The 24,666-nt window shown below is 60.1% G+C and carries 20 protein-coding genes, 6 tRNA genes and 2 pseudogenes; 12 read left to right on the top strand and 16 right to left on the bottom strand.

What is annotated here, in order from left to right; all coding sequences use genetic code 11:
* Positions 1 to 46: 46 nt before the first annotated feature.
* The 4 genes and pseudogenes from HT585_RS20860 to phaC all read right to left on the bottom strand — a co-directional run.
* Positions 47 to 550 (bottom strand): annotated as a pseudogene (locus tag HT585_RS20860) (JAB domain-containing protein); the annotation flags it as partial.
* Positions 547 to 1,386, bottom strand: coding sequence for a type I methionyl aminopeptidase (gene map, locus HT585_RS20865; protein WP_176354757.1), 840 nt, complete (start codon positions 1,384 to 1,386; stop codon positions 547 to 549). The gene map and the pseudogene HT585_RS20860, both read right to left, overlap by 4 nt.
* Positions 1,387 to 1,587: 201 nt before the next feature.
* Positions 1,588 to 2,319, bottom strand: a complete 732-nt coding sequence (gene sfsA, locus HT585_RS20870; protein ID WP_176354758.1) for a DNA/RNA nuclease SfsA — start codon at positions 2,317 to 2,319, stop codon at positions 1,588 to 1,590.
* A gap of 20 nt (positions 2,320 to 2,339) precedes the next feature.
* Positions 2,340 to 4,190, bottom strand: a complete 1,851-nt coding sequence (gene phaC, locus HT585_RS20875) for a poly(3-hydroxyalkanoate) polymerase subunit PhaC (protein ID WP_343214060.1) — start codon at positions 4,188 to 4,190, stop codon at positions 2,340 to 2,342.
* 109 nt (positions 4,191 to 4,299) lie between these two features.
* Here phaC and HT585_RS20880 point away from each other — a divergent pair, with 109 nt between their 5' ends.
* From HT585_RS20880 to recJ, 4 genes are all read left to right on the top strand, one after another.
* Positions 4,300 to 4,608, top strand: coding sequence for an SHOCT domain-containing protein (locus tag HT585_RS20880; protein WP_176354760.1), 309 nt, complete (start codon positions 4,300 to 4,302; stop codon positions 4,606 to 4,608).
* Between the two features lie 124 nt (positions 4,609 to 4,732).
* Complete coding sequence (locus HT585_RS20885) at positions 4,733 to 5,950, top strand: LL-diaminopimelate aminotransferase (RefSeq protein ID WP_176354761.1); 1,218 nt, start codon at positions 4,733 to 4,735, stop codon at positions 5,948 to 5,950.
* Positions 5,951 to 6,034: 84 nt separating this feature from the next.
* Positions 6,035 to 7,357 carry a homoserine dehydrogenase gene (locus HT585_RS20890; protein ID WP_176354762.1) on the top strand — a complete coding sequence of 441 codons (1,323 nt, stop codon included), beginning with the start codon at positions 6,035 to 6,037 and terminating at the stop codon, positions 7,355 to 7,357.
* 125 nt (positions 7,358 to 7,482) lie between these two features.
* Complete coding sequence (gene recJ, locus HT585_RS20895) at positions 7,483 to 9,285, top strand: single-stranded-DNA-specific exonuclease RecJ (RefSeq protein WP_176354763.1); 1,803 nt, start codon at positions 7,483 to 7,485, stop codon at positions 9,283 to 9,285.
* Between the two features lie 211 nt (positions 9,286 to 9,496).
* Here the strand turns inward: recJ and HT585_RS20900 are convergent.
* From HT585_RS20900 to HT585_RS20920, 5 genes are all read right to left on the bottom strand, one after another.
* A tRNA-Glu gene (locus tag HT585_RS20900) sits at positions 9,497 to 9,571 on the bottom strand.
* Positions 9,572 to 9,769: 198 nt separating this feature from the next.
* Positions 9,770 to 9,844, bottom strand: a tRNA-Glu gene (locus HT585_RS20905).
* A 209-nt stretch (positions 9,845 to 10,053) separates the two neighbouring features.
* A tRNA-Glu gene (locus HT585_RS20910) sits at positions 10,054 to 10,128 on the bottom strand.
* A gap of 137 nt (positions 10,129 to 10,265) precedes the next feature.
* A complete protein-coding gene (locus HT585_RS20915) occupies positions 10,266 to 11,648 on the bottom strand; it encodes a YcbK family protein (RefSeq protein WP_176354764.1) in 1,383 nt (460 codons plus the stop codon).
* Between the two features lie 403 nt (positions 11,649 to 12,051).
* On the bottom strand, positions 12,052 to 12,492 hold the full coding sequence (locus HT585_RS20920) for a VOC family protein (protein WP_176354765.1): 441 nt from the start codon (positions 12,490 to 12,492) through the stop codon (positions 12,052 to 12,054).
* Between the two features lie 197 nt (positions 12,493 to 12,689).
* Here HT585_RS20920 and HT585_RS20925 point away from each other — a divergent pair, with 197 nt between their 5' ends.
* From HT585_RS20925 to HT585_RS20935, 3 genes are all read left to right on the top strand, one after another.
* The gene (locus tag HT585_RS20925) at positions 12,690 to 13,268 is read left to right on the top strand and encodes a cold-shock protein (protein WP_077498237.1); all 579 of its coding nucleotides are present in this window, start codon (positions 12,690 to 12,692) and stop codon (positions 13,266 to 13,268) included.
* Entirely contained in the window at positions 13,268 to 13,750 is a 483-nt protein-coding gene (locus HT585_RS20930) for a DUF192 domain-containing protein (protein ID WP_176354766.1), read from the top strand. The genes HT585_RS20925 and HT585_RS20930 overlap by 1 nt, the downstream gene beginning before the upstream one ends.
* A gap of 157 nt (positions 13,751 to 13,907) precedes the next feature.
* Positions 13,908 to 14,555: an outer membrane protein gene (locus HT585_RS20935; protein WP_173419907.1), complete on the top strand. Its 648-nt coding sequence runs from the start codon at positions 13,908 to 13,910 to the stop codon at positions 14,553 to 14,555.
* 211 nt (positions 14,556 to 14,766) lie between these two features.
* Here HT585_RS20935 and HT585_RS20940 read toward each other — a convergent pair whose 3' ends face one another.
* Together HT585_RS20940 and HT585_RS20945 are read right to left on the bottom strand one after the other, a co-directional pair.
* Positions 14,767 to 15,393 carry a DUF1062 domain-containing protein gene (locus HT585_RS20940; protein ID WP_176354767.1) on the bottom strand — a complete coding sequence of 209 codons (627 nt, stop codon included), beginning with the start codon at positions 15,391 to 15,393 and terminating at the stop codon, positions 14,767 to 14,769.
* 401 nt (positions 15,394 to 15,794) lie between these two features.
* Positions 15,795 to 16,868, bottom strand: coding sequence for a D-alanine--D-alanine ligase family protein (locus tag HT585_RS20945; RefSeq protein WP_176354768.1), 1,074 nt, complete (start codon positions 16,866 to 16,868; stop codon positions 15,795 to 15,797).
* Positions 16,869 to 17,369: 501 nt separating this feature from the next.
* On the opposite strand from HT585_RS20945, the gene HT585_RS20950 reads away from it, so the two are divergent.
* Positions 17,370 to 17,666 (top strand): hypothetical protein, encoded by a 297-nt coding sequence (locus tag HT585_RS20950; protein ID WP_176354769.1) that lies wholly within the window; start codon positions 17,370 to 17,372, stop codon positions 17,664 to 17,666.
* Between the two features lie 393 nt (positions 17,667 to 18,059).
* Positions 18,060 to 19,247 (top strand): annotated as a pseudogene (locus tag HT585_RS20955) (IS481 family transposase).
* Between the two features lie 45 nt (positions 19,248 to 19,292).
* Here the strand turns inward: HT585_RS20955 and HT585_RS20960 are convergent.
* The 3 genes from HT585_RS20960 to HT585_RS20970 form a co-directional block, all read right to left on the bottom strand.
* Positions 19,293 to 19,369 (bottom strand) — tRNA-Arg (locus HT585_RS20960).
* Between the two features lie 37 nt (positions 19,370 to 19,406).
* Complete coding sequence (locus HT585_RS20965) at positions 19,407 to 19,712, bottom strand: ETC complex I subunit (RefSeq protein WP_065781518.1); 306 nt, start codon at positions 19,710 to 19,712, stop codon at positions 19,407 to 19,409.
* Positions 19,713 to 19,994: 282 nt separating this feature from the next.
* Positions 19,995 to 20,071, bottom strand: a tRNA-Pro gene (locus HT585_RS20970).
* 220 nt (positions 20,072 to 20,291) lie between these two features.
* Between HT585_RS20970 and HT585_RS20975 the strand changes: the two genes are divergently transcribed.
* Positions 20,292 to 21,473, top strand: coding sequence for a GGDEF domain-containing protein (locus tag HT585_RS20975; protein ID WP_176354770.1), 1,182 nt, complete (start codon positions 20,292 to 20,294; stop codon positions 21,471 to 21,473).
* A gap of 280 nt (positions 21,474 to 21,753) precedes the next feature.
* The gene (locus HT585_RS20980; protein ID WP_176354771.1) at positions 21,754 to 22,758 is read left to right on the top strand and encodes a GlxA family transcriptional regulator; all 1,005 of its coding nucleotides are present in this window, start codon (positions 21,754 to 21,756) and stop codon (positions 22,756 to 22,758) included.
* A 77-nt stretch (positions 22,759 to 22,835) separates the two neighbouring features.
* Here the strand turns inward: HT585_RS20980 and HT585_RS20985 are convergent, their stop codons facing one another.
* Both HT585_RS20985 and HT585_RS20990 read right to left on the bottom strand, forming a co-directional pair.
* Positions 22,836 to 23,090 carry a glycine zipper domain-containing protein gene (locus HT585_RS20985; RefSeq protein ID WP_176354844.1) on the bottom strand — a complete coding sequence of 85 codons (255 nt, stop codon included), beginning with the start codon at positions 23,088 to 23,090 and terminating at the stop codon, positions 22,836 to 22,838.
* Between the two features lie 524 nt (positions 23,091 to 23,614).
* Positions 23,615 to 23,690, bottom strand: a tRNA-Lys gene (locus HT585_RS20990).
* Positions 23,691 to 23,881: 191 nt separating this feature from the next.
* On the opposite strand from HT585_RS20990, the gene HT585_RS20995 reads away from it, so the two are divergent.
* Positions 23,882 to 24,628 carry a cytochrome c biogenesis CcdA family protein gene (locus HT585_RS20995; protein ID WP_053247663.1) on the top strand — a complete coding sequence of 249 codons (747 nt, stop codon included), beginning with the start codon at positions 23,882 to 23,884 and terminating at the stop codon, positions 24,626 to 24,628.
* The last annotated feature ends 38 nt before the right edge of the window (positions 24,629 to 24,666 follow it).

Genomic DNA, 24,666 nt, shown 5'->3' on the forward strand with positions numbered 1-24,666 from the left:
ACGTTTCAGCTAATCAGTTGAAACGTAAGCGAAAAAGGAAAGGTGAAAACAGGATGCGAAACTGTTCTTTGGTCTCGTATGCCATCGCCGCATGGCAATACTCGATAACGGCCGACCAGGACGACAGGATATGCTTCTTGCGCAGGTCACTTTTCAGCGTCCGGTGGCCGATCGTTGAGACGAGCTTCAGGTCGAGCGCTACCGCTTCGCCGACACCCTTGACTTCCTGCAGCAGTGCGAGAGGCGCGCCGAACACGCCGGCGAGCGTGCCGAAACGGGCAAGCAACGCCTTGGCGATCGGCTTGGTGTCCTTTCGCGGGATCAGCCGAAACAGGAGCATTTCGAGGATTTCATAGTCGGCAAGCGCGGTATCGCCGTGCTCGCGATACCGGGTGCGTAACCGGTCGCGGTGGCCAAGGTAATGCGCCTCCGCCGTCACAGAATCCGTGTCGGGTAAAGATGGAGCCTGCGGCAGGAGATCTGCAAAAAACGATCGTTCATCCGCCGGCTGCGTCGCATCGCCTGCGGATGAACGGGCGTTTTTCTTCATGCGGCGCCCATGGCGGCCATATCAGGCTTGAAGAGCCCGGCCGGTGAGAGGGTAAAGATCTCGCAGCCGTCCGCCGTCACGCCAACCGTATGTTCGTATTGCGCCGAGAGAGACCGGTCGCGAGTGACCGCCGTCCAACCATCGGCGAGCACTTTCACATGCGGGCGACCGAGATTGATCATCGGTTCGATGGTGAAGATCATGCCTTCGCGCAGTTCTGGCCCTTCGTTGGCGCGGCCATAATGCAGGATATTCGGTGCATCGTGGAAAAGCCGGCCGACGCCATGTCCGCAGAAGTCACGCACGACGGAGCAGCGTTCGGCTTCCGCATAGACCTGGATCGCTTCGCCAATGGCGCCGGTGCGCGCGCCGGGGCGCACGGCTGCAATGCCGCGCATCAGACACTCATGCGTCACGTCGAGAAGCCGCTCGGCGGCACGTTTGATCTCGCCGACCGGATACATGCGGCTGGAATCGCCGTGCCAACCGTCGATCACATAGGTGACGTCGATGTTGACGATATCGCCGTCGCGAAGCGGCTTGTCGTTGGGAATGCCGTGGCAGACCACGTGGTTGATCGAAGTGCAGGAGGATTTCGTATAGCCGCGGTAGTTCAGCGTTGCGGGGAGCGCGCCGTTGTCCATGCCGAATTCGAAGACGAAGCGATCGATCTCTTCGGTTGTCACACCCGGTCGCACCCGCGACACCAGCTCGTCGAGGCAACGCGCCGTCACCTGACAGGCCTTGCGCATGCCTTCAAACCCCTCCGGCCCGTAGAGGCGGATGACGCCGGTGTTTTTGTAGGGCGAAGACCCCGCCTCGATGTAAGTCACCATTCCAGAACTTTCAGTTGTTTCCTGTCTGATTTCATAATGCAGCAGGGGCGGCCTCGTCCACTCCCGCGCACCATGAGGAATTGAGTGCGCGATTCCGAGCTCAGTATTTCGGCGTGCGGCGCTTTTCCTGGCTCGTCATCAAGCCTACCGCGGAACAATGCCTGCGCCTATCCGTAGATTGTTGCAGGTTGGCAGCATCACTCAGGCTGAGGTGCAAAGAGTGGCGACATTCGCGTCGTCGACGGCGATCAGGCCGATGGGCGCGATCTCCGTCGGCGATATCAGGCATTTCACCGCATAGGCCTCGACACCGCGCGCCATGGCGCGATCGAAGGCTGCGGCATATGCGGGGTCATAGTCGCGGCAGATCCTCAGGCTGTCACAATCACTGCGTTGCACGAGGTAGACCATGATCGCGCGATGGCCGGCTTCAACCATGTCGCCCAGTTCTTCCAGGTGTTTTGCGCCGCGCGTGGTGGGACTGTCGGGAAACTCGGCCACGCCGCGGGTCCGGCTGAAATGCACGTTCTTGACCTCGACATAGGCGGAGCCGCGGACCGGATCGCTGAGCAGGATATCGATGCGCGAATTGCGCCCGTACTTCTGCTCGCGAGAAAGCGACTGGTAACGATGGAGATCGGAAATCAAACCGAGGCGAATGGCTTCTTCCGCCAGGCGGTTGGGCAGGCCGGTGTTGATGCCGACGAGCGTATCGTCGGCCTCCACGATCTCCAGCATCTGCCGGTACTTTCGTGTCGGGCTGTCATGTTCCGACATCCAGATCCGCGAACCCGGCGTCGTCAGCCCGCGCATCGAGCCGGTGTTGGGGCATGAGCCGGTCAATGCTGTGCCGTCCGGAAGGGTGGCGTCGAAAAGGAAGCGCTTGTAGCGTTGCACAAGTGTCGCGGGCACCAACGGCCGATCGAAGGTCAAGATTGATTTCCGTCTGTTCGTCAGGCGCGGGCGCGCACGTAAGAGCCGGGTGCTTCTTCCAGCGTGTTGAGCGTGCCACCGGGCTTGCGCGCAGGCACGCGCTTCTTGTCGAGCTTTTCGATCCACTGATGCCAATGCGGCCACCAGGACCCAGGCGTTTCCTTGGCCGTCTTGACCCAGTCGTCGAACTCTCCTTTGGGAGGGCCGCCTGTCCAGAACTGATATTTGCCTTTGTCCGGCGGATTGACGACGCCGGCGATGTGGCCGGATCCGGAAAGGACATAGGTGACCTTGCCGCCGAACGACGAGGAGCCGACGAAGACGGACCGCGGAGGAGCGATATGATCTTCCTTCGTTGCGAGGTTGTAGATCGGAATCTTGACGTCGCCGAGCGACACCTGCTTGCCGGCCAGTATCATCTCGCCCTTCGACAGGCGGTTCTCCAGGTAGCAGTTGCGCAGGTAGAACGAGTGGTTGGCCGCCGGCATCCGGGTCGAATCGGAGTTCCAGTAGAGCAGGTCGAAGGGCAGGGGCTCCTGGCCCTTGAGGTAGTTGTTGACGAAGTAGGGCCAGATCAGCTCGGAGGCACGCAGCATGTTGAACGCCGTCGCCATCTTCGAACCGTCGAGATAACCAGTCGCCCGCATTCCCACTTCCATCTGGCTGATCTGGTCTTCATCGACGAAGACCTTGAGATCGCCGGCATGGGTGAAATCCACCTGCGTGGTAAACAGCGTCGCCGAGCGGATGCGTTCGTCGCCTTCGGCAGCGTGTAGCGCAAGCGTTGCGGCCAGCAGTGTTCCGCCGACGCAATAGCCGATGGCATTGACCTCCCGCTCGCCGGTCGCCTGTTCGACCGTGTCGAGCGCAAAGCCGATGCCTTCGCGCGCATAGGCTTCCCAATCCTTGGCCGCGTGCCGCTCGTCCGGGTTGACCCAGGAAATGACGAAGACGGTGTGCCCTTGGTCGACCGCCCACTTGATGAAGGATTTTTGTGGGTTGAGATCAAGGACGTAGAACTTGTTGATCCAGGGCGGGCAGATCAACAGGGGGTGCTTGAGGACAGTTTCCGTCGAAGCTTCGTACTGGATGACCTGACAGACGTCGCTCTGCGCGACGACCTTGCCGGGGGTGATGGCTATGTTTTCGCCGATGGCGAATTTGCTGGTATCGGTCTGGCGCATCTTCAGATCGCCCCGACCGGCAACCACATCCTCGGCAAACATCTGCATGCCCTTGACCAGATTGGCGCCGCTGGTCGCCACTGTTTCCCGGTAGAGCTGCGGATTGGTGGTGACGAAATTGGTCGGCGAGAGCGCGCTCGAGATCTGCCGGACATAGAAGGCAGCCTTGTGCTTGGTGTGATCGTCGAGGCCCTCGGCGTCGCGCACCATCTTGTCGGCCCAGTCCGACGTGATGAAATAGGCTTGCCGGACGAAGTCGAAAAACGGGTTCTTGACCCAGTCCTCATCGGTGAAGCGCTTGTCGGCGCGCTGCAGGCTGGCGGGATCGATGGCAGCCGCATCGCCGGACATGCGATGGAGTGTCCGAGACCACATTTCGAAGAAGCTGCCCATGAGATGGGTCTGTGCTTCCAGCGTCCGGCGCGGATCGGAAAGCCAGTACTCGGAAACCCTCGACAGCGTCTTGACCATGTCGGTGACGGGCTCGGCAAAGACGTCGGATTTCTCGCCGGTTTCGCGCGGCGCAAGCCAGGCGGAAGCCGCCTTGCCAAGCTGTTCCATAGCGCGGGCAAGGTTGACCGCGAGGCCTTCCGGATCCTTGACGATGTAGGGTTCAACGGACTTCGGGTCGAAGCCAGCAAAGCCGTCCTTGCCGGCGTGGCCTTCGGCATTCCTGTCTGCTGTCACCCGGTTTCCTCCACAGCATCTTGTTTGTTTTGTATTTTTACATTCTGCCCGAAAATGATTACAAGGGCTAGCGCATCGTCGCGCCACGATAACAGAGGTCTTTGTCAGTATGCTCGCCGTCGGAAAACAGCGCTCCATCACCTGGGTTGCCGGGATCATTCTCCTCGGCACGCTCGCGGGCTGCAACACCCAGAAGACCCCGTTCGAAAACTATCCCTCCGTCTACGGTCAGAAGCCGGCGGCGACGCAGCAGATGACCAATGAGGAAGCCGCCGATATGCAGGCGCGGTTGAGCTCGCTCGGTGCCGCGCGCAAATCCGGTTCCATCTCCGAAGCTGAGTATCAGCGTCGCATGAAGGAAATGCGTGCGCTTGCCGAAGACCACGGCTCCGACACGCTGAAACAGATCGCGAATTAGCACTTGCGTTTCGGGTGATTTGGACGCAAAGCGTTCAATGGCCGCAGTGACGGCCGTTCACCAAAGCGCATGTTTTCGCGACGGCCAACCGCTGGCGGAGACGTGCGCCAAACGAGGTTTGGAGATGGAAGAGTTTCACAAAGTCCGGCGTTTGCCGCCTTATGTTTTCGAACAGGTCAACCGTTTGAAAGCAAGCGCGCGAGCGGCCGGTGCTGACATCATCGACCTCGGCATGGGCAATCCGGATCTTCCCACTCCACAGTCGATTGTCGACAAGCTCTGCGAGGCCGTTCAGGACCCGCGCACGCATCGTTATTCGTCGTCGAAGGGCATTCCCGGGCTGCGTCGTGCCCAGGCCGCCTATTACGCCCGCCGCTTCGGCGTCAAATTGAACGCGGACACCCAGGTCGTTGCCACCCTTGGATCCAAGGAAGGCTTCGCCAATATGGCGCAGGCGATCACAGCACCTGGCGACGTGATCCTGTGCCCCAATCCGACCTACCCGATCCATGCCTTCGGCTTCCTGATGGCAGGCGGCGTCATCCGCTCGATCTCGGTCGAGCCCGACGAGAGCTTCTTCGGACCACTGGAGCGCGCCGTTCGCCATTCGATCCCGAAACCGCTGGCGCTGATCCTCAACTATCCGTCGAACCCGACGGCGCAGGTGGCAACGCTCGACTTCTACAAGGACGTGGTCGCATTCGCGAAGAAGCACGACATCATCGTGCTGTCGGATCTCGCTTATTCCGAGATCTACTTCAACGATGCTCCGCCGCCATCGGTCCTGGAAGTTCCGGGTGCGATCGACTGCACGGTCGAATTCACCTCGATGTCGAAGACCTTCTCCATGCCCGGCTGGCGCATGGGCTTTGCCGTTGGCAACGAGCGGCTGATCGCAGCATTGACGCGGGTGAAGTCCTATCTCGACTACGGTGCGTTCACGCCGATCCAGGTTGCCGCCACCCAGGCGCTCAACGGTGACGGCAGCGACATCGCCGAAGTCCGCAACATCTACAAGCGTCGTCGCGATGTGATGGTCGAAAGTTTCGGCAAGGCCGGTTTCGAGGTGCCGCCGCCGGCAGCCACGATGTTTGCCTGGGCGAAGATCCCTGAGAAGTTCCGCCATCTCGGATCGCTCGAGTTCTCCAAGCTGCTCGTCGAAAAGGCCGATGTGGCCGTGGCACCTGGCATCGGCTTTGGCGAGCAGGGCGACGACTACGTACGTCTGGCACTCGTGGAAAACGAACACCGGATTCGCCAGGCGGCCCGCAACATCAAGAAATTCCTCTCCACGGCTGACGAGACGATGCACAACGTCATCTCGCTCAACGCGCATCGGTAAAAGACGGGGGCGTGCGGCGAGCACGCCCCTTCCACCACGGCCCCGCCGTTCTGGCGGGGCGCCTTCACATGTTAGGAAATGGCTATGGCAGATGCCCTCAAAATTGGCATTGCGGGCTTGGGTACCGTCGGTGCCTCGCTCGTGCGGATCCTCCAGGATCGTCGCGAGATGCTGGCAACGACATGTGGCAGGGCAATCGAGATTACAGCAGTCACGGCGCGTGACCGCTCCAAGGATCGTGGCGTCGATCTTTCCAACGCGACCTGGTTCGAGGACGCGGTTTCGCTCGCTGCCAATGCCGATATCGATGTTTTCATCGAGCTGATGGGCGGCTCCGGCGATCCGGCCTATGCCGCCGTCAAGACGGCGCTTGGCCGTGGCATCCATGTCGTCACCGCCAACAAGGCGCTGCTGGCAGCCCACGGCATCGAGCTTGCAGCGATCGCGGAGAACAAGGGCGCGCTGCTCAACTACGAAGCGGCCGTGGCCGGTGGCATTCCGGTCATCAAGGCCCTGCGCGAATCCATGACCGGCAACACGATCTCGCGCGTCTATGGGATCATGAACGGCACCTGCAACTACATCCTGACCAAGATGGAAAAGGAAGGGCTGTCCTTCGAGGCCTGCCTGAAGGAAGCCCAGCGGCTCGGATATGCCGAGGCTGACCCGGCTTTCGACATCGAAGGCAATGATACGGCGCACAAGCTGTCGATCCTGACGAGCCTTGCCTTCGGCACTGCAATTGCTGCTGACGACATCTACCTCGAAGGCATCACCAACATTTCCATCGACGATATCAATGCCGCGGCCGATCTCGGATACCGGATCAAGCTTCTTGGTGTCGCCCAACGCACCGAAAGCGGCATCGAGCAGCGCGTGCATCCGACGATGGTCCCCTATGATTCGGTGATCGCCCAGGTCGACGGCGTCACCAATGCGGTGGCGATCGAATCGGATATTCTCGGCGAGTTGCTGATGGTCGGCCCCGGTGCCGGCGGCAACGCTACGGCATCCGCCGTTCTCGGTGATGTCGCCGATATCGCCAAGAGCCGCCCGGGTGCCCAGCATGTGCCGGCATTCGGTCGTCCGACCAATGCGCTGCTGCCCTACAAGCGCGCCCAGATCCAGAGCCATGAAGGCGGTTATTTCATCCGCCTGAAGGTCGTCGATCGAACCGGCGTGTTCGCAAGCATCGCATCGCGCATGGCCGAAAACGGCATTTCGCTGGAATCGATCATGCAGCATTCCAAGCATCCGAAAGAATCGGACGAGCCGCAGACGATCATTCTCGTGACGCACGCGACCGCCGAGCATTCGGTGCGCGATGCGATCGTGGCGATCAAGAGTGAAGGCTATCTGGTCGGTGAACCGCAGGTAATCCGCATCGAGCGGCCGAAGGCGGCCTGATTCCCGGCAAAACTGTTGAGAAAGGGCCCCATCGATCACTGGCATCGGTGGGGCCTTTTTTATGCCGGGTTTTGCTGGCGCGCGTCGTTCGCTAAGAACGAGAAGATTTTGGACGGATGAGCAGTATGGAAGAACCGGTAGATCCGATACAGCGAGCATTCCTGGGCGTGGAACGATCGATCAGCGGTCAACGCTGGGTGTCGCGTCTCGATCAGGCCGGCCAGAACCGGGCGCTGGCGATCAGCCAGGTCCACGGCTATTCCGATCTGATCGGCCGGGTGCTGGCCGGACGTGGCGTTTCGCTCGACGATGCCGCAACCTTCCTCGACCCGACGCTTCGCGCGCTGATGCCCGACCCGGACACCTTGACCGATTGCCGCAAGGCGGCAGAACGCCTGTCGTTGGCGATTTCCCGGCGCGAGAAGGTGGTCGTCTTTGGCGATTATGATGTCGATGGCGCAGCGTCGTCGGCGCTCATGGCGCGCTTTCTCGCGCATTTCGGGCTCGAAGTCGAGATCTATATCCCCGACCGGATATTCGAAGGCTACGGCCCCAATCCGCAGGCGATCGAGCAACTGATCGACAACGGGGCGAAGCTGATCGTCACCGTCGACTGTGGCTCGACCAGCCATGAATCACTGGCCGTCGCCGCGAAGCGCGGCATCGACGTCGTCGTCATCGACCACCACCAGGTTGGCGCGACGCTGCCGCCGTGCCATGCGCTCGTTAACCCCAACCGGGAGGACGATCTCTCCGGCCAGGGACACCTTTGCGCGGCCGGCGTCGTCTATCTCGTTCTCGTCAACGCGGTGCGCGTGCTGCGCGCCACCGGTGACGCGCGCGTCGCATCCTTCGATCTGCTGGCGCAGCTCGATCTCGTGGCGCTTGCGACGGTGTGTGACGTGGTGCCGCTAAAGGGGCTCAATCGCGCCTATGTCGTCAAGGGACTGATTGCAGCGCGACACATGGGCAATGTCGGGCTGGCGGCGCTATTGCGCAAGGCGGCCATCGGTGGTCCGGTGACGCCTTATCATCTCGGCTTTCTGGTCGGACCGCGCATCAATGCCGGCGGACGCATCGGTGACGCGGCGCTTGGTAGTCGCCTCCTGACGATGGAGGACAGCGCTGCCGCGGAAACGATCGCAGCTCGGCTCGACGAGCTCAACCGCGAACGGCAGGCAATGGAAGCCGCGATGCTGGCCGAGGCGGAAGCGGAAGTTCTGGCCGAATACGGGACGGGCGAGGGTGCCTCTGTGATCGTGACGGCGCGAGAGAACTGGCACCCGGGCATCGTCGGGCTGATTGCAGCAAGGATCAAGGAAAAGTTCCGCCGTCCAACCTTTGCCATTGCCTTTGATCCGAATGGTCGCGGCACGGGATCAGGCCGGTCGATCGCCGGCTTCGATATGGGCAAGATGGTTCGTGCCGCCGTCGATGGCGGATTGTTGGTGAAGGGCGGCGGCCATGCAATGGCGGCCGGCTTGACGGTCGAGCGGCCAAACCTCGGCCGGTTGCGGCAATTCTTTGAGGAGAAAGCCGAGGCGGCTGTCCGTGATCTCGTTGCGGTGCAGACGCTCAAGGTCGATGGTGCGCTGGGTGCGTCGGGCGCAACATTGGAACTGATCGATCTCTTGGAGCAGGCGGGCCCCTATGGCTCCGCCCATCCACAGCCTGTCTTTGCCTTCCCGTCGCATCGGCTGCGCGACTGCCGTCAGGTCGGGGCCAACCACATCAAGGTGACGCTTGAGGGCCAGGATGGCAGTCGCCTCGACGGCATCGCTTTCCGGGCAGTGGAAACGCCGCTCGGCGACTTCCTGTTTGCCAGCCGCGGTGCATCGATCCACGTTGCCGGCTCGGTTTCAGCCGATCTCTGGCAGGGCCAGCGTCGCGTCCAGCTGCGCGTCAGTGATGCTGCCAAGGCATTCTAGCCGGCAAACCTGCGCGCGAACCTCGATTTCTCTCGATCTGTGGTGCGGCTTGAACGGAACTGTTTCCGCAGGCACGACTCTGCTTGTGAGCCGTGAGGGTACGGCATGGCAGGCGAGGGAGCACTTTGTTTGCCGGGATTGGAATGCGGACGTTTCCGGCCCCGTGATGGCGGGCAGACCAAATCGCAACAATGTCCGGGAAGGGTCACAGTGGCACGCCCTAGGGGAGTCGAACCCCTCTTCCCAGAATGAAAATCTGGTGTCCTAACCGATAGACGAAGGGCGCACTTGCTGTGTGGGCGTCTTATAGTCAGCACTCTTTCCGGCTGCAAGCGCTAATGTTGATATTTTCAAGGTTTTTCTGTGAAAAATGCCGGAAGAATCAAGGGCTAAGAATGCGGCGCTCATCGTCGAAGCGAAGAGGCGGGCGGTCGCCGCAACCGGGCTAAATCGGAAATAAGTGTGGTGGGGAAGTGGATCACAGTGGCACGCCCTAGGGGAGTCGAACCCCTCTTCCCAGAATGAAAATCTGGTGTCCTAACCGATAGACGAAGGGCGCACTTGCTGTGTGCGCGCCTTATAGTCAGCGCCATTGTAGACTGCAAGCGCTAATCTGGAAATTCGCGTGCTTTTCCTGTGAAAAAAATCGGAAACCCTGTGGTGCGCTTGCTGTGTCAAGGAGGGGGCTTCGACGAGCGCACATCGGGTTCTCGACGCAAAACCCGCCGGTCTCGAACAAGGAAATCATGTAGGGGGAGAGGATCACAGTGGCACGCCCTAGGGGAGTCGAACCCCTCTTCCCAGAATGAAAATCTGGTGTCCTAACCGATAGACGAAGGGCGCACTTGCTGTGTGGGCGTCTTATAGTCAGGCGTTTTGATCACCGCAAGCGGCAATTTTCATTTTTCTGTAAAAAATGCACAGGTTGGGGAAAAATACAGAGCGCCTGTGGATTAACTCATGGAAACAAAGGCTTGCGTTCAGCCCTTGCCGCGGCGGCAGCGCCAGTTCCAGTCGCGCTGGGCGCCAATGTCGATATGGACCGATTCCGTATGACAGTAGGTACCGACACCGCCTCGCCCGGGAATGCTGCGTAGAAAATCGGCCAATTCCCATTTGCTGACGCCCTGGACCTGAATGTCGGCTGCTTCGCAGCGCGTATGCAGCGACTGCTTGGCGCGGTTGACCTTGATCGGGCGCAGTCCCGACGTCACCATGACTTGTCGGCCGTAATGCGTTTCGACCTGCTTCAGCATCTGCATCAGCTCGGGCTTGAAACAGCCCGCATCCACCTTTTCGGTCTGCAGAATAAGGCCGCTTGGCGCGAGCCGAGCAAGGCCGGAAAGCGATGCGACCTGAACCGGTGCGTCCTCTTCGTCAGCCGCATGGTCTTCATGTGCGACGCTGAACAGCGGGCTCATCTTGACGCCGGGCAGGCTGCTATAGGCAAGCGACGCCATCTGCGGTTGGCTGGCGTTGCTTGTGGTGATGGTCTTCTTTTCGGCCGGCTGGGCTGCCCGCGCCGTCTCCTGCTGCTGCTTGTCTTTGCGCTTTCCAGCAAAGAGGCTCGCAAGCGTCCAAGCCTTGGGAACCTCTTTCTTATTGTTTTCGCTGCTCTTGTCGTCTGGAGATATCGTTGCGGCCTGAGCCAGGTCGGTTGCTGGCTGTGCCTGCTCTGCGGCCTGCACCGGCTGCAGCACACGTGACGTCTTGCCGCCGATGGCGGCCTGCGCGCTCAAAGGCAGCGGCACCGAGGCGGGAAGGGTGGTTCCTTCCGGGGCGGCGTAAGCCATCACGGCCGTATCGGAAGGCGCACCGTCGGTCTCGTTCAGGGCGCCCTGCTTGGGTTGGATGATCGGTTGGGTTTGTGGTTGTGGTTGCAGCTGTGCCGGGCTGGTGCCGAAGAGACTGTTCGTCGTTGCGTTCACGGTCGGCTGGGCGGCGCCTGTCGCAGGGATCGAGCCCGTTGCCTGCGGCTGAGCGCCCCCGGTTGCCGCCTGTGCGCCAGCTGTCGGAGCCTGGCCGTAGATGCTGGAAGAGGCTGCACGCAAAGCCGTGCTCTGCATGGCGAGCGGTCCGCCTTGCTGCGCGGGATCTTGCCCTGGAGCGAGGGTGCCATTGGCTTGCGCTGCCTGCGGACTGCTGCCGACAGCCGACACCTGGGCGTCGCGAACCGCAGCGCCAGCCTGGGACGAATCGGCGACCTGCAGCGATTCCTGCGTTTGCTCGACCGTCAGCGCATTTGCCGCTTCACTATCGGCGACAGCAGAGACGCACCCGCCTAGGGCGAACAGTGAAACAGATATCGCGGCTGCGCGGCTGATAGACGACAGCAGCGCCCTCTTCGTTTCCCGATGTTGCAACGTCCTATCCCCGCTCTCCGTGCATGGTCGATGAGATCGTCACCTTTCCATGCATTAAGTCCCAGTTCCGAAACATCGCTCAGAACAAACAAACACGAATTTCGCGCAGCGGGCCAAACGGATCGCTGCGGGAAGGATTAGGCCAAATACAGTCAAGGAGCCATCGCCACGAGCCATCGCGGATAGGACCCCGTATCAACGTTTCGCGCGGAAAGTTACTGAACGATACGTGATTTGTAAACTGGCGCTAACCTTGAGCCCACATGCGCCCAGCATGCGAAGGCCCGGTGTCGGTGCCGGGCCTCGGATCATTCATCATTTCCTGGGATCCGCGACTCGACTGTGCGAAGCCGGAATTGCCGGCTGCAGACATCAATCATCGGCGGCTAGAATTGTGCGAGGCTTACCAGGCGCCGGTGTTGGCCATGGAGGCCCAGGGCTCCTGAGCCGGCAGGTTGTCGCCCTTCTGCAGGATCTCGATCGAAATGCCGTCGGGCGAGCGCACGAAGGCCATGTGTCCGTCGCGCGGCGGGCGGTTGATGGTCACGCCGTTGTCCATCAGACGCTGGCAAAAGCCGTAAATGTCGTCCACCTCATAAGCTAGGTGACCGAAGTTGCGCCCGCCTGTATAATCCTCGCTATCCCAATTGTAGGTAAGTTCGAGGCAGGGGGACAATTCGCCCTTTGCCCGGTCCAGATCGCCGGGAGCGGCCAGGAAGACGAGCGTAAACCGGCCCTTTTCGTTCTCATAGCGGCGGATTTCGCTGAGGCCGAAGAGCGTGCAGTAGAATTTCAAGGCGTCGTCCAGATTTTTGACGCGAACCATCGTGTGCAGATAACGCATTGCAATGTCCCTGTTTCGAAGAAGATGGCGTATACTTATCTGCCAGCAAGCCAGAGGCAAGGCTGTGTCCGTACATTTGACCTGGGCCAAAATACGCCGAGGGTCTTGCGCATCAGCGGCGGGACGATGTTATTCTGGTCAATAAGAATCAGTTAACCGTAGTCAGTAGTCGCGCGTAAACGAGGGGCTGGGAGAGAATGGCGGATAGGACATCTTCAAAAGACGTCATGCAGGATGACGACTTTGGCAGCGACGCCCTCGACCTCGTCGAAATCACCGGCGTGATCAAATGGTTCGATGTCGCCAAGGGCTTCGGCTTCATCGTGCCTGACAACGGCATGCAAGACGTGCTGGTGCACGTGACCTGCCTCAGGCGCGACGGTTATCAGACGGTGCTGGAAGGTGCCCGGGTCGTGGCGCTCATCCAGAAGCGCGACCGTGGCTATCAGGCCTTCCGGATTCTATCGATGGATCAGTCGACTGCCATTCATCCTTCGCAGCTGCCGCCGATCAGGACCCACGTGCAGGTCACACCGACGAGCGGTCTTGAGCGCGTGCTGGTCAAGTGGTTCAACCGAACCAAGGGCTTCGGCTTCCTGACGCGCGGTGAAGGTACGGAGGATATCTTCGTTCACATGGAAACGCTTCGTCGTTTCGGCCTGACGGAGCTGCGCCCCGGACAGGTGGTTCTGGTGCGCTTCGGCGACGGTGAAAAGGGTTTGATGGCGGCGGAGATCCACCCAGATGGCCCAACGCCGACGAGCCGCTCGCACTAATGACGATGGTTCGAACCTTTTCTGCAAGAAGCGCCGCCATGGCGCTTTTTTTGTCGCTCGTATTGTTTGCCGTTGCCGCGCTTGCGGACGTTACGTTCACGACCGACAGGATGCGGCTGGTGACAGCCGACAACAAGAGCCACGAGCTGACGGTCGAACTCGCCATCGACGCGGATCAGCGGGAGCAGGGGCTGATGTTTCGCCGTTCGATGGCGCCCGATCACGGAATGCTGTTTGATTTCGGCGAAACGCGCCGTGTCATGATGTGGATGAAAAACACTCATCTGGCACTCGACATGCTGTTTGCCGACAAGAGAGGTGTCGTTCGCACGGTCCATGAGAATGCGGTGCCATTCTCCGAGGCGATCATCGATTCGCGCGTGCCGGTGGCGTTCGTGCTGGAACTCAACGCCGGCACCGTCAAGCGGCTGGGCATCAAGCCAGGCGACCGGCTGGAAGGCGCTCGAATCGGCGGCAATTGATCGACCGCATCAAAGCCCTGATCTCATCCCGCCCGGCTGATCCGATGATTTGATTTGGCAGCGCATCTTATTATTCTCGCCCTGTAGCGAGCCTTTTCGGCAGACGCGCCCTACATATGTTGGTAATCTTTCTATCGGACCAACAGGAGCATCTGTGATGATCAGGCATGTGCTTGTTGCAATCTTTGCCGCTGCCGCTTTTGCGCCGGCTGCGTCGGCTGCTGATCTGACCGAAAACCTTGAGCCTGCACCGCTGGTGGAAGCCGCGCCCACCTTCGTGTGGACCGGCGGTTATGTCGGTCTGCAAGGAGGCGGCGGTTGGCTCAATGGCGATTTCAGCGCTGCAGGTGCAAGCGCTTCGCAGGATTTCAACGGCGGCCTTCTCGGCGCATTTGCGGGCTTCAACTATCAGCAAGGCGACTGGGTCTACGGTATCGAGGGCGATGTCAGCTACAATTGGAACGACAAGACCTTTGATATCTTCGGCGCTGCTCCGGAGGTTGGAACCGATGTGTCCGGCTCCGTCCGCGGCCGTCTCGGCTACACTGTCAACGACAAGGCGTTGCTCTATGCGACGGGCGGCTGGGCGATTACGCGCGGCTTCGTCGACGTGCCGGGGGCTTCCAAGGAAAAGGAAACCTTCAATGGTTGGACGATCGGCGCCGGCGTCGACTACGCCTTCACCGACAGCCTGTTCGGCCGGGCCGAGTACCGATACAACGACTATGGCGACAAGGACATCGGCGGCGTCAATGTCGACCTCGACCAGCATCAATTCACGGTCGGCATCGGCGTGAAGTTCTGAGGAGAACTGCTGCGTGTTTCCTTAAGTCGTAGCCGGTTTACGGATAAAAACATGCCGCAATTCAAAATGCGACAGCGACCTTTGCGCGCCTAGAAGACTCGCGGTGCTGCAGGGGGAAGGAAGGCTCCGATGGCTTCGCAACCCTCTTCGCGGTGGGGACATCCGCACCATTCACGCCCAGACCGCCGCCGACGCCTCACGCAATCCCTGGCTAAGGTCCGGCGCGGCTGAGGATCGCATTGCGATCGGCTTCGCTTGCAAGGTCGATGGTGACGCGCATTTCGTCCTTCACCGGCCGTCGCAACGCGTTCTTGCCCGATGGTGTCATGGAAATGCGCCCAGTCTGTTCAAGCACGGCGATCCGTTTGCGTGACAGGCCGAGTTCCATCGAGAGCAGCCTCTCCGTTCTGAGCATTGTTTTCATTTCCAGGTTGAGAGCGATCTCCAGGTGCTGGGCTGGTTCGACTGCCGCCTTCAGAATCGTCTTTCGCAAACGGAACTCGGCGAATTCTTCGACACGCCCCGCATCCCGGCGCAATCCGTCGATATCGAAGGCGACTTTCTCGATCCAGCCGTCATCGTTGTTCTGCAGCGCGTGCAGCGTCGCCTGGTCGATATCGCCGACATGTCGCCGCTCGAAGATGGGACGGTTCCAGGTGCTGTCGCAACTGCCGCAGCGATAGATCAGCCAGGCGTCCAACCGCCGGCCATTGGCATTGAGGCGCGTCTTGCCGCTCGTCTGGAATGGCCGCGTCGTTCGGCAGCGATTGCAGGCGAGCCAGGGACGTGGCGCGATTGTCGGCGTGATGGTCCATTGGACCAGGACTGTGTGAGACATGTCGTCTGGTTCTTCCGATTGGAAGTCCATCAAGACGACGGTTTGAGCACCCGTTCAGGGGACGCGGTCTGGCAGCGTTTTGGTGATGGTTCGATCCGCACGAAGTTTCATGCAGCGACAGGTCGGCAATGCCATTCCGGTCTCGAACCGTCACCTCGACGAACGCATTGAAATGCGATCCGACAGCGATGATCGCTATCGGGTGTGCGTGGTGAAACAAGCGAGACCGGGGTTTACAAAGGCAAAGCAGAACTCCAGGAAAGACAGCGTGGTTTGCTGCGCAACCGTCCTAGCCGAATATCTTTGCTACGGGAAGTAGCGGTCGCGAAAATGGTCGCGTTTTCGGATTTTGGCCATGAGCGCGAAGCGTTACGCCACGCGATGCTGCAGCCTGAAAATGGCTAGTGAGCCGCTTTGGCTCTCGCCAATCCGTGCTCGATCAACAGGCCGACAAGCTCTGGATAGGGGATGCCGCTTGCGGCCATCGCCTTCGGGTACATGCTGATATCGGTAAAGCCCGGCATGGTGTTGACCTCGTTGATCACCGCGCTCATATCGGCACGAACAAAAAAGTCGACGCGAGCGAGCCCTTCGCAGCCAAGCGCGATGAACGCTTTTTCGGCCATATCCCGCAAGCGTTGCGTGACCTCATCTGGCAAGACTGCCGGCACGCTGATTGCGGCGCCATCTTCGTCGATGTATTTTGCCTCGTAGGTGTAAAAACCGTGGCTGGCATTGGCTGCGATCTCGCCCGGAACGGAAACCATCAAGGCTCCGTCCGGCCTTTCGAGCACGGCACACTCGATTTCCCGTGCCTTTACGAACTCTTCGATCAGAACCTTCGTATCGAACTTGAAGCCTTCGTCGAGCGCGTCTCGCAGTTCTTCGGCCGAGCGCGCTTTGCTGACCCCGACCGACGACCCCTGCCGCGCAGGTTTGACGAACACCGTCTGTCCGAGCGCGGCCGCTATGTCCTCATAGGCTGGACGTTGGCCGGGTCGGACGGTGACAGAGCGGGCAACCGGCAGTCCCGCTTCGCGCAGCAGTCGCTTGGTCATGTCCTTGTCGATGGCGTTCGCTGATCCGAGGATGCCGCAGCCGACCAATGGAATGTTGCAAGCCTGCGCGAGACCCTGCGTCGACCCATCCTCGCCATGCAATCCGTGCAGGACGGGAAACAGGATATCGATTGCTGGCGGATGAGCCGCCTGCGCAGGCGCGTCGAATGCGAGCAGGCGACCGCGCCCGCCGGGAACCAGGCAAACCTTGGTGCCTGAATAGGCCATGGCGGCGGGCAGGGTGCCTTGTACCGTTTCTATCAACAGCCATTGACCGGTCCGGTCGATGAGGATCGGCACGACCTCGTATGTGTTCGGGTCTATGGCCTTCACGACGTTACGCGCCGAAAGAATGGAAACGTCATGCTCTGAGGATTGGCCGCCGAAGAGCACGCCGACACGCAATCTTGAGGTCATGAAAGGTCCTTTCTCTGAAGGGGAAACAGTCTATCGACTCAGTTGTACCCGACCAATTGCAACCGAATTGAGATGCTTCCAGCCGCGCTCTATGCGCTGGGCGTTCGCCGAACCGCTGAGCCGGCAGTACCGCGCTGAGCGTCGGAAGGCATGTTGCTCCTCAAGCCGGGCATCGCCGCGCGTCCCTTCAGGCGCCGACGGCCGCTGCAGCGCATGGAATCATTGCGCGGCTTTGGCCTTGAAACTGAGACGTTGGCGTCAGCTGCGAGCCAATTGTTATGCGCCAACTCGATCAGGGCTTCCGCGGGCTGCTCGGGCGCCCAGCCAGCCGCTGGGACCAAGGCAAAAGAGCATCAAATTTGCCACATTGAACCGCACTGATTTGTGGAACGGTTTCAGCGATCAGGCGTTACTCTTGCCAGGCAGCGTAAGCCCGCGGGCGGAGGCTGCCTGTATCTCGTAAGGCGGGGCTGAAAACCCGCCGGAGATGGGAGCAACGCCATGAAAATTTCCACGAAGATGTCATGGGTCGCATTTGTCATCACCCTTGCTGGGACTACGGTGCCGGCTTTTGCCGAGAACGACTATTATGAGCCGGTACCCGGCGGCGTCTATGTTGATCCCATGCCGATGGGCAGCGTGTACGTGGAGCCGGTGCCGCTCTACGGTGCATACGGTTACTATCGTCCCCCGGCGCTGACCTTGGGTGACGAAAGGGAACGCTACACGAACGAGTACATGGGTGGTGGTGAAGGTGACTACTACCAGGGGATCGCGCATCCGCCGTCAGTTCCCTGAGCGTCCGATCGTTCAGCGTAACGAAACCAGAGTTGTGATCTACCGCCAGCCGAGAGCCGGCAATGCTGATGCAAGATCGACGGTCTTGTGCGTTGTAGTCGGCGCCCAACCAGTCTCGGACGGCCACTCTGCCGGAGCGCCGAGGCGACTAACGGCTCTTGAACTGATTGCGCAGCGCGCCTCGGCAAAATCTACCGGCGACCTGTACGGGATTTTTCCGGGAATATTCGGGTGATTCTCGGGAGCCTGATTCCGGGACGTCCTGGCTTGTGTCATTCTCTGACGAATCCGAGTCCAGAAAAATTTGCGATTCCATGGATGTCCGACCTGAGAGATAGGTGACGTTTTGTACCTAAGACATGGGTAACACTTTTCGCTTTGCGGGAGGTGTTGATGCCGTGGAGAGAGACTTCGGTTATGGAGGAACGTCTACGCTTTGTCGCCCGTCTGCTTGAGGGCGAAGGGATGAGCGATGTGTGCCGGGAGTTCGGCATCTCGCGTAAAACCGGATACAAGATTTTCAACCGCTACAAGGATGACGGTCTGGAGGCACTGACGGATCGGTCGCGGCGTCCGGTTCGATATGCCAACCAGTTGCAGGCTCAGGTCGAGGCGCTGATCGTGTCTTCGAAGAAGGACAAGCCGCATTGGGGAGCGCGCAAGATCAGGGAGTTGCTGGTCCGCAGGCTTGCCGGCGACATGCGCATCCCCTCGACGAGTACCGTGCATGCCATCCTCGATCGCCACGGGTTGGTTACCCATGCCCGCAGGCGTTGCCGCAGCAAGGCCGAAGGCACGGCGCTTTCACATCCGCTTGCGCCGAACGAACTCTGGTGTGTTGATTTCAAGGGCGAGTTCAAGCTCGGCAACGGTCGCTACCGTTACCCTTTGACGGTCACCGACCAGGCCTCGCGCTAGCTGCTTGCCTGCGAGGCTTTCGAATCGACGAAGGAAGCCGCCGTCTTCGAGGCCTTTCGCCGGCTGTTTGCCGAGCGTGGCCTGCCGAACGCGATCAGAAGCGACAACGGCGTCCCCTTCGCCAGTCCGAACGGCCTCTATAATCTGTCGAAGCTCTCTGTCTGGTGGTTGAGGCTCGGCATTGCCATCGAGCGCATCAGGCCGGGCCACCCGCAACAGAACGGCCGGCACGAACGCATGCATCTGACACTCAAAAAGGAAGCCACGCGCCCGCCCCAGACGAACATGCTGCAGCAGCAGGCCCGTTTCGACAGCTTCCTCAACGAATTCAATAGGGAACGTCCGCATGAGGCACTGGCCATGAAGAGCCCGGCAGACGTCTATTCCGCATCGTCCAAAGCCTATACCGGCCTGCCTGACATCGACTACCCTTTCCACGACAGGGACGCGCTTGTCACCAATTGCGGACGCATCTGCATGTACCGAAAGAAGATCAACATCTCGATCGTCATGGCAGGCCAGAGACTGGGAATAAAAGAAGTCGATGACGGCATTTGGCTCGTCAGCTTCATGCACTATGATCTCGGATATATCGACCTGGAACAGAGGACTTTGCAAACCATCGACAACCCGTTCGGCACGAGGTTGTCACCCATGTCTTAGGTACAAATTGGTACCTATGTCTCCGGTATGGACACAGGAGGTAGGTGGCGACCCCTGCAGGATTCGAACCTGCGACAACCTGCTTAGAAGGCAGGTGCTCTATCCAACTGAGCTAAGGGGCCGTTGCGGGCAGGGCCCGTCGAAAACGGCTCGAGGACCTCAATGGGTCCAGGGCTGCATCCGGCTGAAACGGAAATTGTCCGGGTAGGACACAGTCTTGCGGGTCGCCTCCTTCGGGGCGATGACGCGGTACTCGATGCCGTTGCGCTCGGCATAGGCGATGGCCTGCTCCGCGCTTTCGAAAGTCAGTCGCAACTGCTGCAGCGTATCGCCCGAGCTGGTATAGCCCATGACCGGGTCGATGGTGCGCGGCTTTTCCTGATCAAACTCCAGCAGCCACAGATTCGTCTTGGCTTTGCCAGACTGCATGGCGGTCTTTGCTGGACGGTAGATCTTTGCGGACATGGTCTCGAACGGCTCCATTATTTCGCTGCTGAAGCGTTTTCTCACCCCAACATGCGTCATCCCATAGCGCAGAATGATTTAAAACGGAATGACTTTCAGACGGATAAATCTGGCTTTTCGCCCGTATTCTGTCAGCGGTTATCGATGGGGTGCCGGCGCCGAGGTGGCTAATGGCGTCGCTGAGCCCGACGATCGTGGTACAACAGATGCCGAAAGCGTCCGCAGACCGGCGCATACCAATGCTGCAGTCGACGAATAGATAAATATTTTCGGGGATTTAGTTGGTCGGAGTGGAGAGATTCGAACTCCCGACCCTCTGGTCCCAAACCAGATGCGCTACCAGACTGCGCTACACTCCGTGCCAACGGCGCCGGAGATACACGCTTCACCCACGCCCTGCAACATGTAATTTCATGCCGGGCGAGCTTCCGGGGAAAATGTCACGCGCTTATGGGATGCCCGCGTGGCCAATATGCCGGAAATTCAGGCTTTCGCGCCCGATTTCTCATTTTCATTTAGTAATCCCTAAACTCTATGCGGTAGAGGCGCGACGACGAACAACCAGTCCGAGCCGGATCCATGACCGCCCAACTTGACCTCGCAACTGTGCTGCTGCCTCACAAATCGTCCTTCCTGGTCGGCGCGCTGTGCTTTCTTTACCTCCGGTGGCAATCGCCCCGGAATGAGGGGCTGGGGATTCTTGCAATCGGGTTTCTTTTTCTCGCCTTGGCATCCACGCTGGCAGGATATGGCGAGCAGAAGCTGCTGCCGGCATTTCTGTGGACGCTTTCGAGTTTTACGCTCGGCCTTACCGGCTACGCTCTCTTCTGGATCGGGCTAAGCCGCCTCAGTGGTCAAAGGCGGCAACGAACCGATTGGCTGGCGCTTGCTATTCCTTTGACGGGGGCGGTTGTCGGCTTGATCACGCATTTCCACGTCGTCAACTATGCACGCGCAACCGCCTTCAACACCGGTGCTTTCCTCTTTCTCGCCGCCTCCGCCTTCAAAGTCGTCTGGGACCGCAGGGATGAGCCGTTGCCGGTACGGGCAATCTTTGCGGCGTCTCTGGCGGTCGGCGCCGCCCTCTGCCTTGCCGTCGTGGTTGGTCTGCTCAAGCCGGCATTTCTGCCGGTCACCACGACCTACGCCTTCTTTCTGCTGATCATCAGCCACTTCGCCATCGCGCTCTTTGCGTTGGTGCTCGTCAAGGAGCGTGCGGAGGCGGCGCTGCGGCGGACGGCCGATACGGACATGCTGACTGGGGTGGGGAATCGCCGATGGTTCCTGTCGCAGTTGCCACGCTACGGCTTCGAGGGCGACGCCCTTGCGGTTATGGACCTCGACTTCTTCAAGCGCATCAATGACCGATTTGGCCACCAGGCAGGTGATAAAGCGCTGATCGCCTTTGCCGAAACGGTGCGCGCAAACCTGCGTTCGACCGATTGTTTCGCCCGGCTCGGAGGCGAAGAATTCGGGCTCTACCTCCCGAAAACGAACGAAGTACAGGCAAAGGCCATCGTCGAACGGCTCCGCCTTGCAATCGAACAACTGGATATCCGTTTCGATGGTCATCGCGTTGCTCTCAGCGTCAGCATCGGCGTTGTCGCCGGCCGGCGCGGGGAACGTAGCTCGGAGGAACTTTTCAGCATGGCCGATGCCGCGCTCTACCAGGCGAAGGACGCCGGCCGTAACTGCGTCGTCGCCTATGCCTCGCCACCGGCGTCGTTTGCGACGAACATATCAAGTGCTCGGACAGGTTGAGATCATTGCCAGGCGGCAACGATCTGCCTGCCTGTGAGCGTCAGCGCTTCTGCGCGGGTGTCAGTAACGCCCTTGCTCCCGGTCTCGTTCAAGGTCGTGGATAAAAAAAACGGGCCGGCGGAAATGCATCCATCCGGCCCGTTCCGGCAATCTCGCGGAAAGGGGAACGTCTCTGCGCGGGGCTGCAGCGCCGCGCGAAGGGAGATCGATTGCCACCTGATAATGCCTGAATGCCGCTTGCCCAATTGACATTTTACGCCAAAGATTTGACATTTCGCGCATGGATGGCGCAGAGAAAATACAATCTGTGATCGATATCGTGGTTGTCGTTCTGCCAGAATCGTCAATCATGTCGCTGGCTTCTGTGCTCGATCCGATGCGCGCTGCCAATCGGGTCTCGGGTCGCCAGGTCTTTCGCTGGCGGCTGTTGTCGGGGGACGGTCAGCCAGTCACCCTGACATGTGGCATCCCGATTGCCGTCGACGGCAAGTTCGCCTTGCCGCTCGAAGGCGATGTCCTGCTGGCGATCGGTGGCTTCAATCTCGACAGGCATGTCGGAAGCAGGTTTATCGCGACGCTTCAGGAGTGCGCCCGCCATTTTGACGTTGTGGCCGGTATCGAATCGGGTTGCTGGCTGCTCGGCCGCTCGGGTCTCCTCAACGGCCGCAAGGCGACAGCCCACTGGGAAGAGCTGGAAGATTTCAGCCAGGCATTCCCGGCATTGACGGTGCTGGGTGATCGCTTCGTCACCGATGGAAAATTCTGGACCTCCGGCGGCGCATCGCCGACTTTCGACATGATGCTGCATCTCATCACCCAACGGCTCGGCTCCGCCTTGGCGCTCGATGTCGCCAGCATCTTTGTCTACGACCAGACCCACAGCGCGACGGACGTTCAGCCGGTGGTCTCTCTCGGGCGGATGGAGACCCTTGATCCCGGTCTGGCGGGGGCGATCCGCCTTATGGAGCGCACGCTCGAACGGCCTCTCACCGTTTCTGCGCTCGCACGTCGCCTGTCCGTGTCGCAGCGAAAGCTGGAGTCTCTGTTTTCAAAGGGCCTTTCGACCAGCCCCGGCGCCTATTACCTGCGCCTGCGCCTTCAGGTCGCCCATCGGCTTGTGCGCGATTCGGGCAGCCCGATCCGCGAGATCGCGCTTCGCTGCGGCTTCGACAGCCTCTCGGCCTTTTCTCGCGCCTACAGCCGCGAATATGGAACGAGCCCGTTGAAAATGCGCGGCAGGCATCGTGGCGCGGTTGCGATATCGCAACGCGGCGAGGGGGGCTGAAAGGTGGTGAGTGCGCCTGATCCTTCGCTAGCGATTGCTATGCTTGGAGGTCGCGCAATCGGACACCTGGTCTGCTGTCATTGGCAGCGGGCTTCGTACCGGCGGCCATAGCGATCACGATAGATACAATAGCCTTGGCGATCCTGGGAACGACCAATCAGGTTACCCATGAGCCCCCCGGCCACAGCGCCGATAGCCGCACCGCCCCAGCTGTCGCTGACCACTCCCCCGATAAGGGCGCCGGTACCCGCGCCGATTACGGTCCCTTTCTCTGTCTGAGTGCAGGACGCGAGGGTCGCAATCATTCCAATCGCAATGATAAGGTTTTTCATGCTTTCATCCCTTTGCTCGATGTTAATCTGGACTATCTCGATGGGAGTCTTTGCATTCACGCTACGTAACGCAGCATCTACGTAATGCGCGTAATTGTCGATAGTGGCGATTCGTGAAGGGATTCGGCGCGCGGTCTCATGCGGGGGAACGCTGGAATGTCCGCTGGCGGCGTCAGCACTCGCCGACGCTACGCTGCCGAAGATCAGTGCGGTCAGCCGGCATTCGCTGCGCGTGAACATAACACCCTGAACATCATCTCGCAGGTTGGTTCCGGAGCAGCAGGATCGAGAGCAACGAGCCGCTGGGCGCCAAGATCGGTCGCGTATGGAAGTTGGATGCGATCGCCACGATCCTTGCGCATCACCGTGCCACCCGAATGCAGAGCAATTCAGGCAAGGTCATCTCGGAGGGGCTCGGTCGCCTGTTCGTTCATCCGACAAAGAGTTGAATGTCGGAAAAGTCGCAAAAGGTCGGGTAAGAAAGTCGAAAAAACGCAGATAATTCAATGGGAATAAGATTTAAGTGGTGAGCGCGCAGGGATTCGAACCCTGGACCTACTGATTAAAAGTCAGTTGCTCTACCGGCTGAGCTACGCGCTCCCTGGCCGCGGCGGTTGAGCCCGGCGGAAGTGGGCGGACATATGCACTTGAGCTTCCCGCCGGTCAACCCAAAAATTTCGGCTTTCGTGAAGAAATGGTGCATGGCGCAATGATCGCCAAAAGGTGATTGGTATCGTCGGGGTCATGCGGCTATGGAATGGCCCAAATACCGCATGCCGGAGTTCTTGCCGTTGTCGATTGCCGATATTTCGATCTGGACCGCCATTCTCGCTGGCGCTCTGTCCTTCCTTTCGCCCTGTGTCCTGCCGCTTGTGCCGCCCTATCTCTGCTATATGGCGGGTGTTTCGGTCGATCAGTTTCGAAGCGGCGAGGCGGTTTCGGCGCGCAGCACAAGGCGCGCCGTTCTGCCTGCGGCGCTTCTGTTCACGCTCGGTTTCGCGACCGTGTTCGTGTCGCTTGGTGCCGGCGCATCCTCGATCGGCCTGCTCTTGCGCCAGCACATGGATCTCCTGTCGCGCATTGGCGGCGTGGTGATCATCATCATGGGGCTGCATTTCCTCGGCGTGTTCAAGATCGGCCTGCTTGCGCGCGAGGCGCGGTTCCAAGGTGGAGGCAAGCCGGCGACGCTGTCGGGCGCCTATATCATGGGCCTTGCCTTCGCCTTCGGCTGGACGCCATGCATTGGCCCGGTGCTCGGCACGATCCTCGGCGTTGCAGCTGCACGCGACACGGTCACGGACGGCGCCATGCTCCTGGCGGTTTATTCTCTCGGACTTGCGATACCGTTCTGGATTGCGGCCGGTTTCTCCGGTGCGTTCATGCGCTTTCTCCTGCGGTTCCGCCGCCATCTGGGCCTCGTCGAAAAGCTGATGGGCGCGCTACTGGTTCTGGCGGGCCTGGCCTTTCTGTTCGGCTTCATCAGCTCCGTCGCCATCTGGTTCCAGCAGACCTTCCCGATTCTGATGAAGATCGGCTAAGCCGGACCGCTTACCGGGATCGCCTTTGCCGATTGCGG

This window comes from Ensifer oleiphilus, from assembly GCF_013371465.1.
GTDB classification, from domain to species: Bacteria; Pseudomonadota; Alphaproteobacteria; order Rhizobiales; family Rhizobiaceae; genus Ensifer; species Ensifer oleiphilus.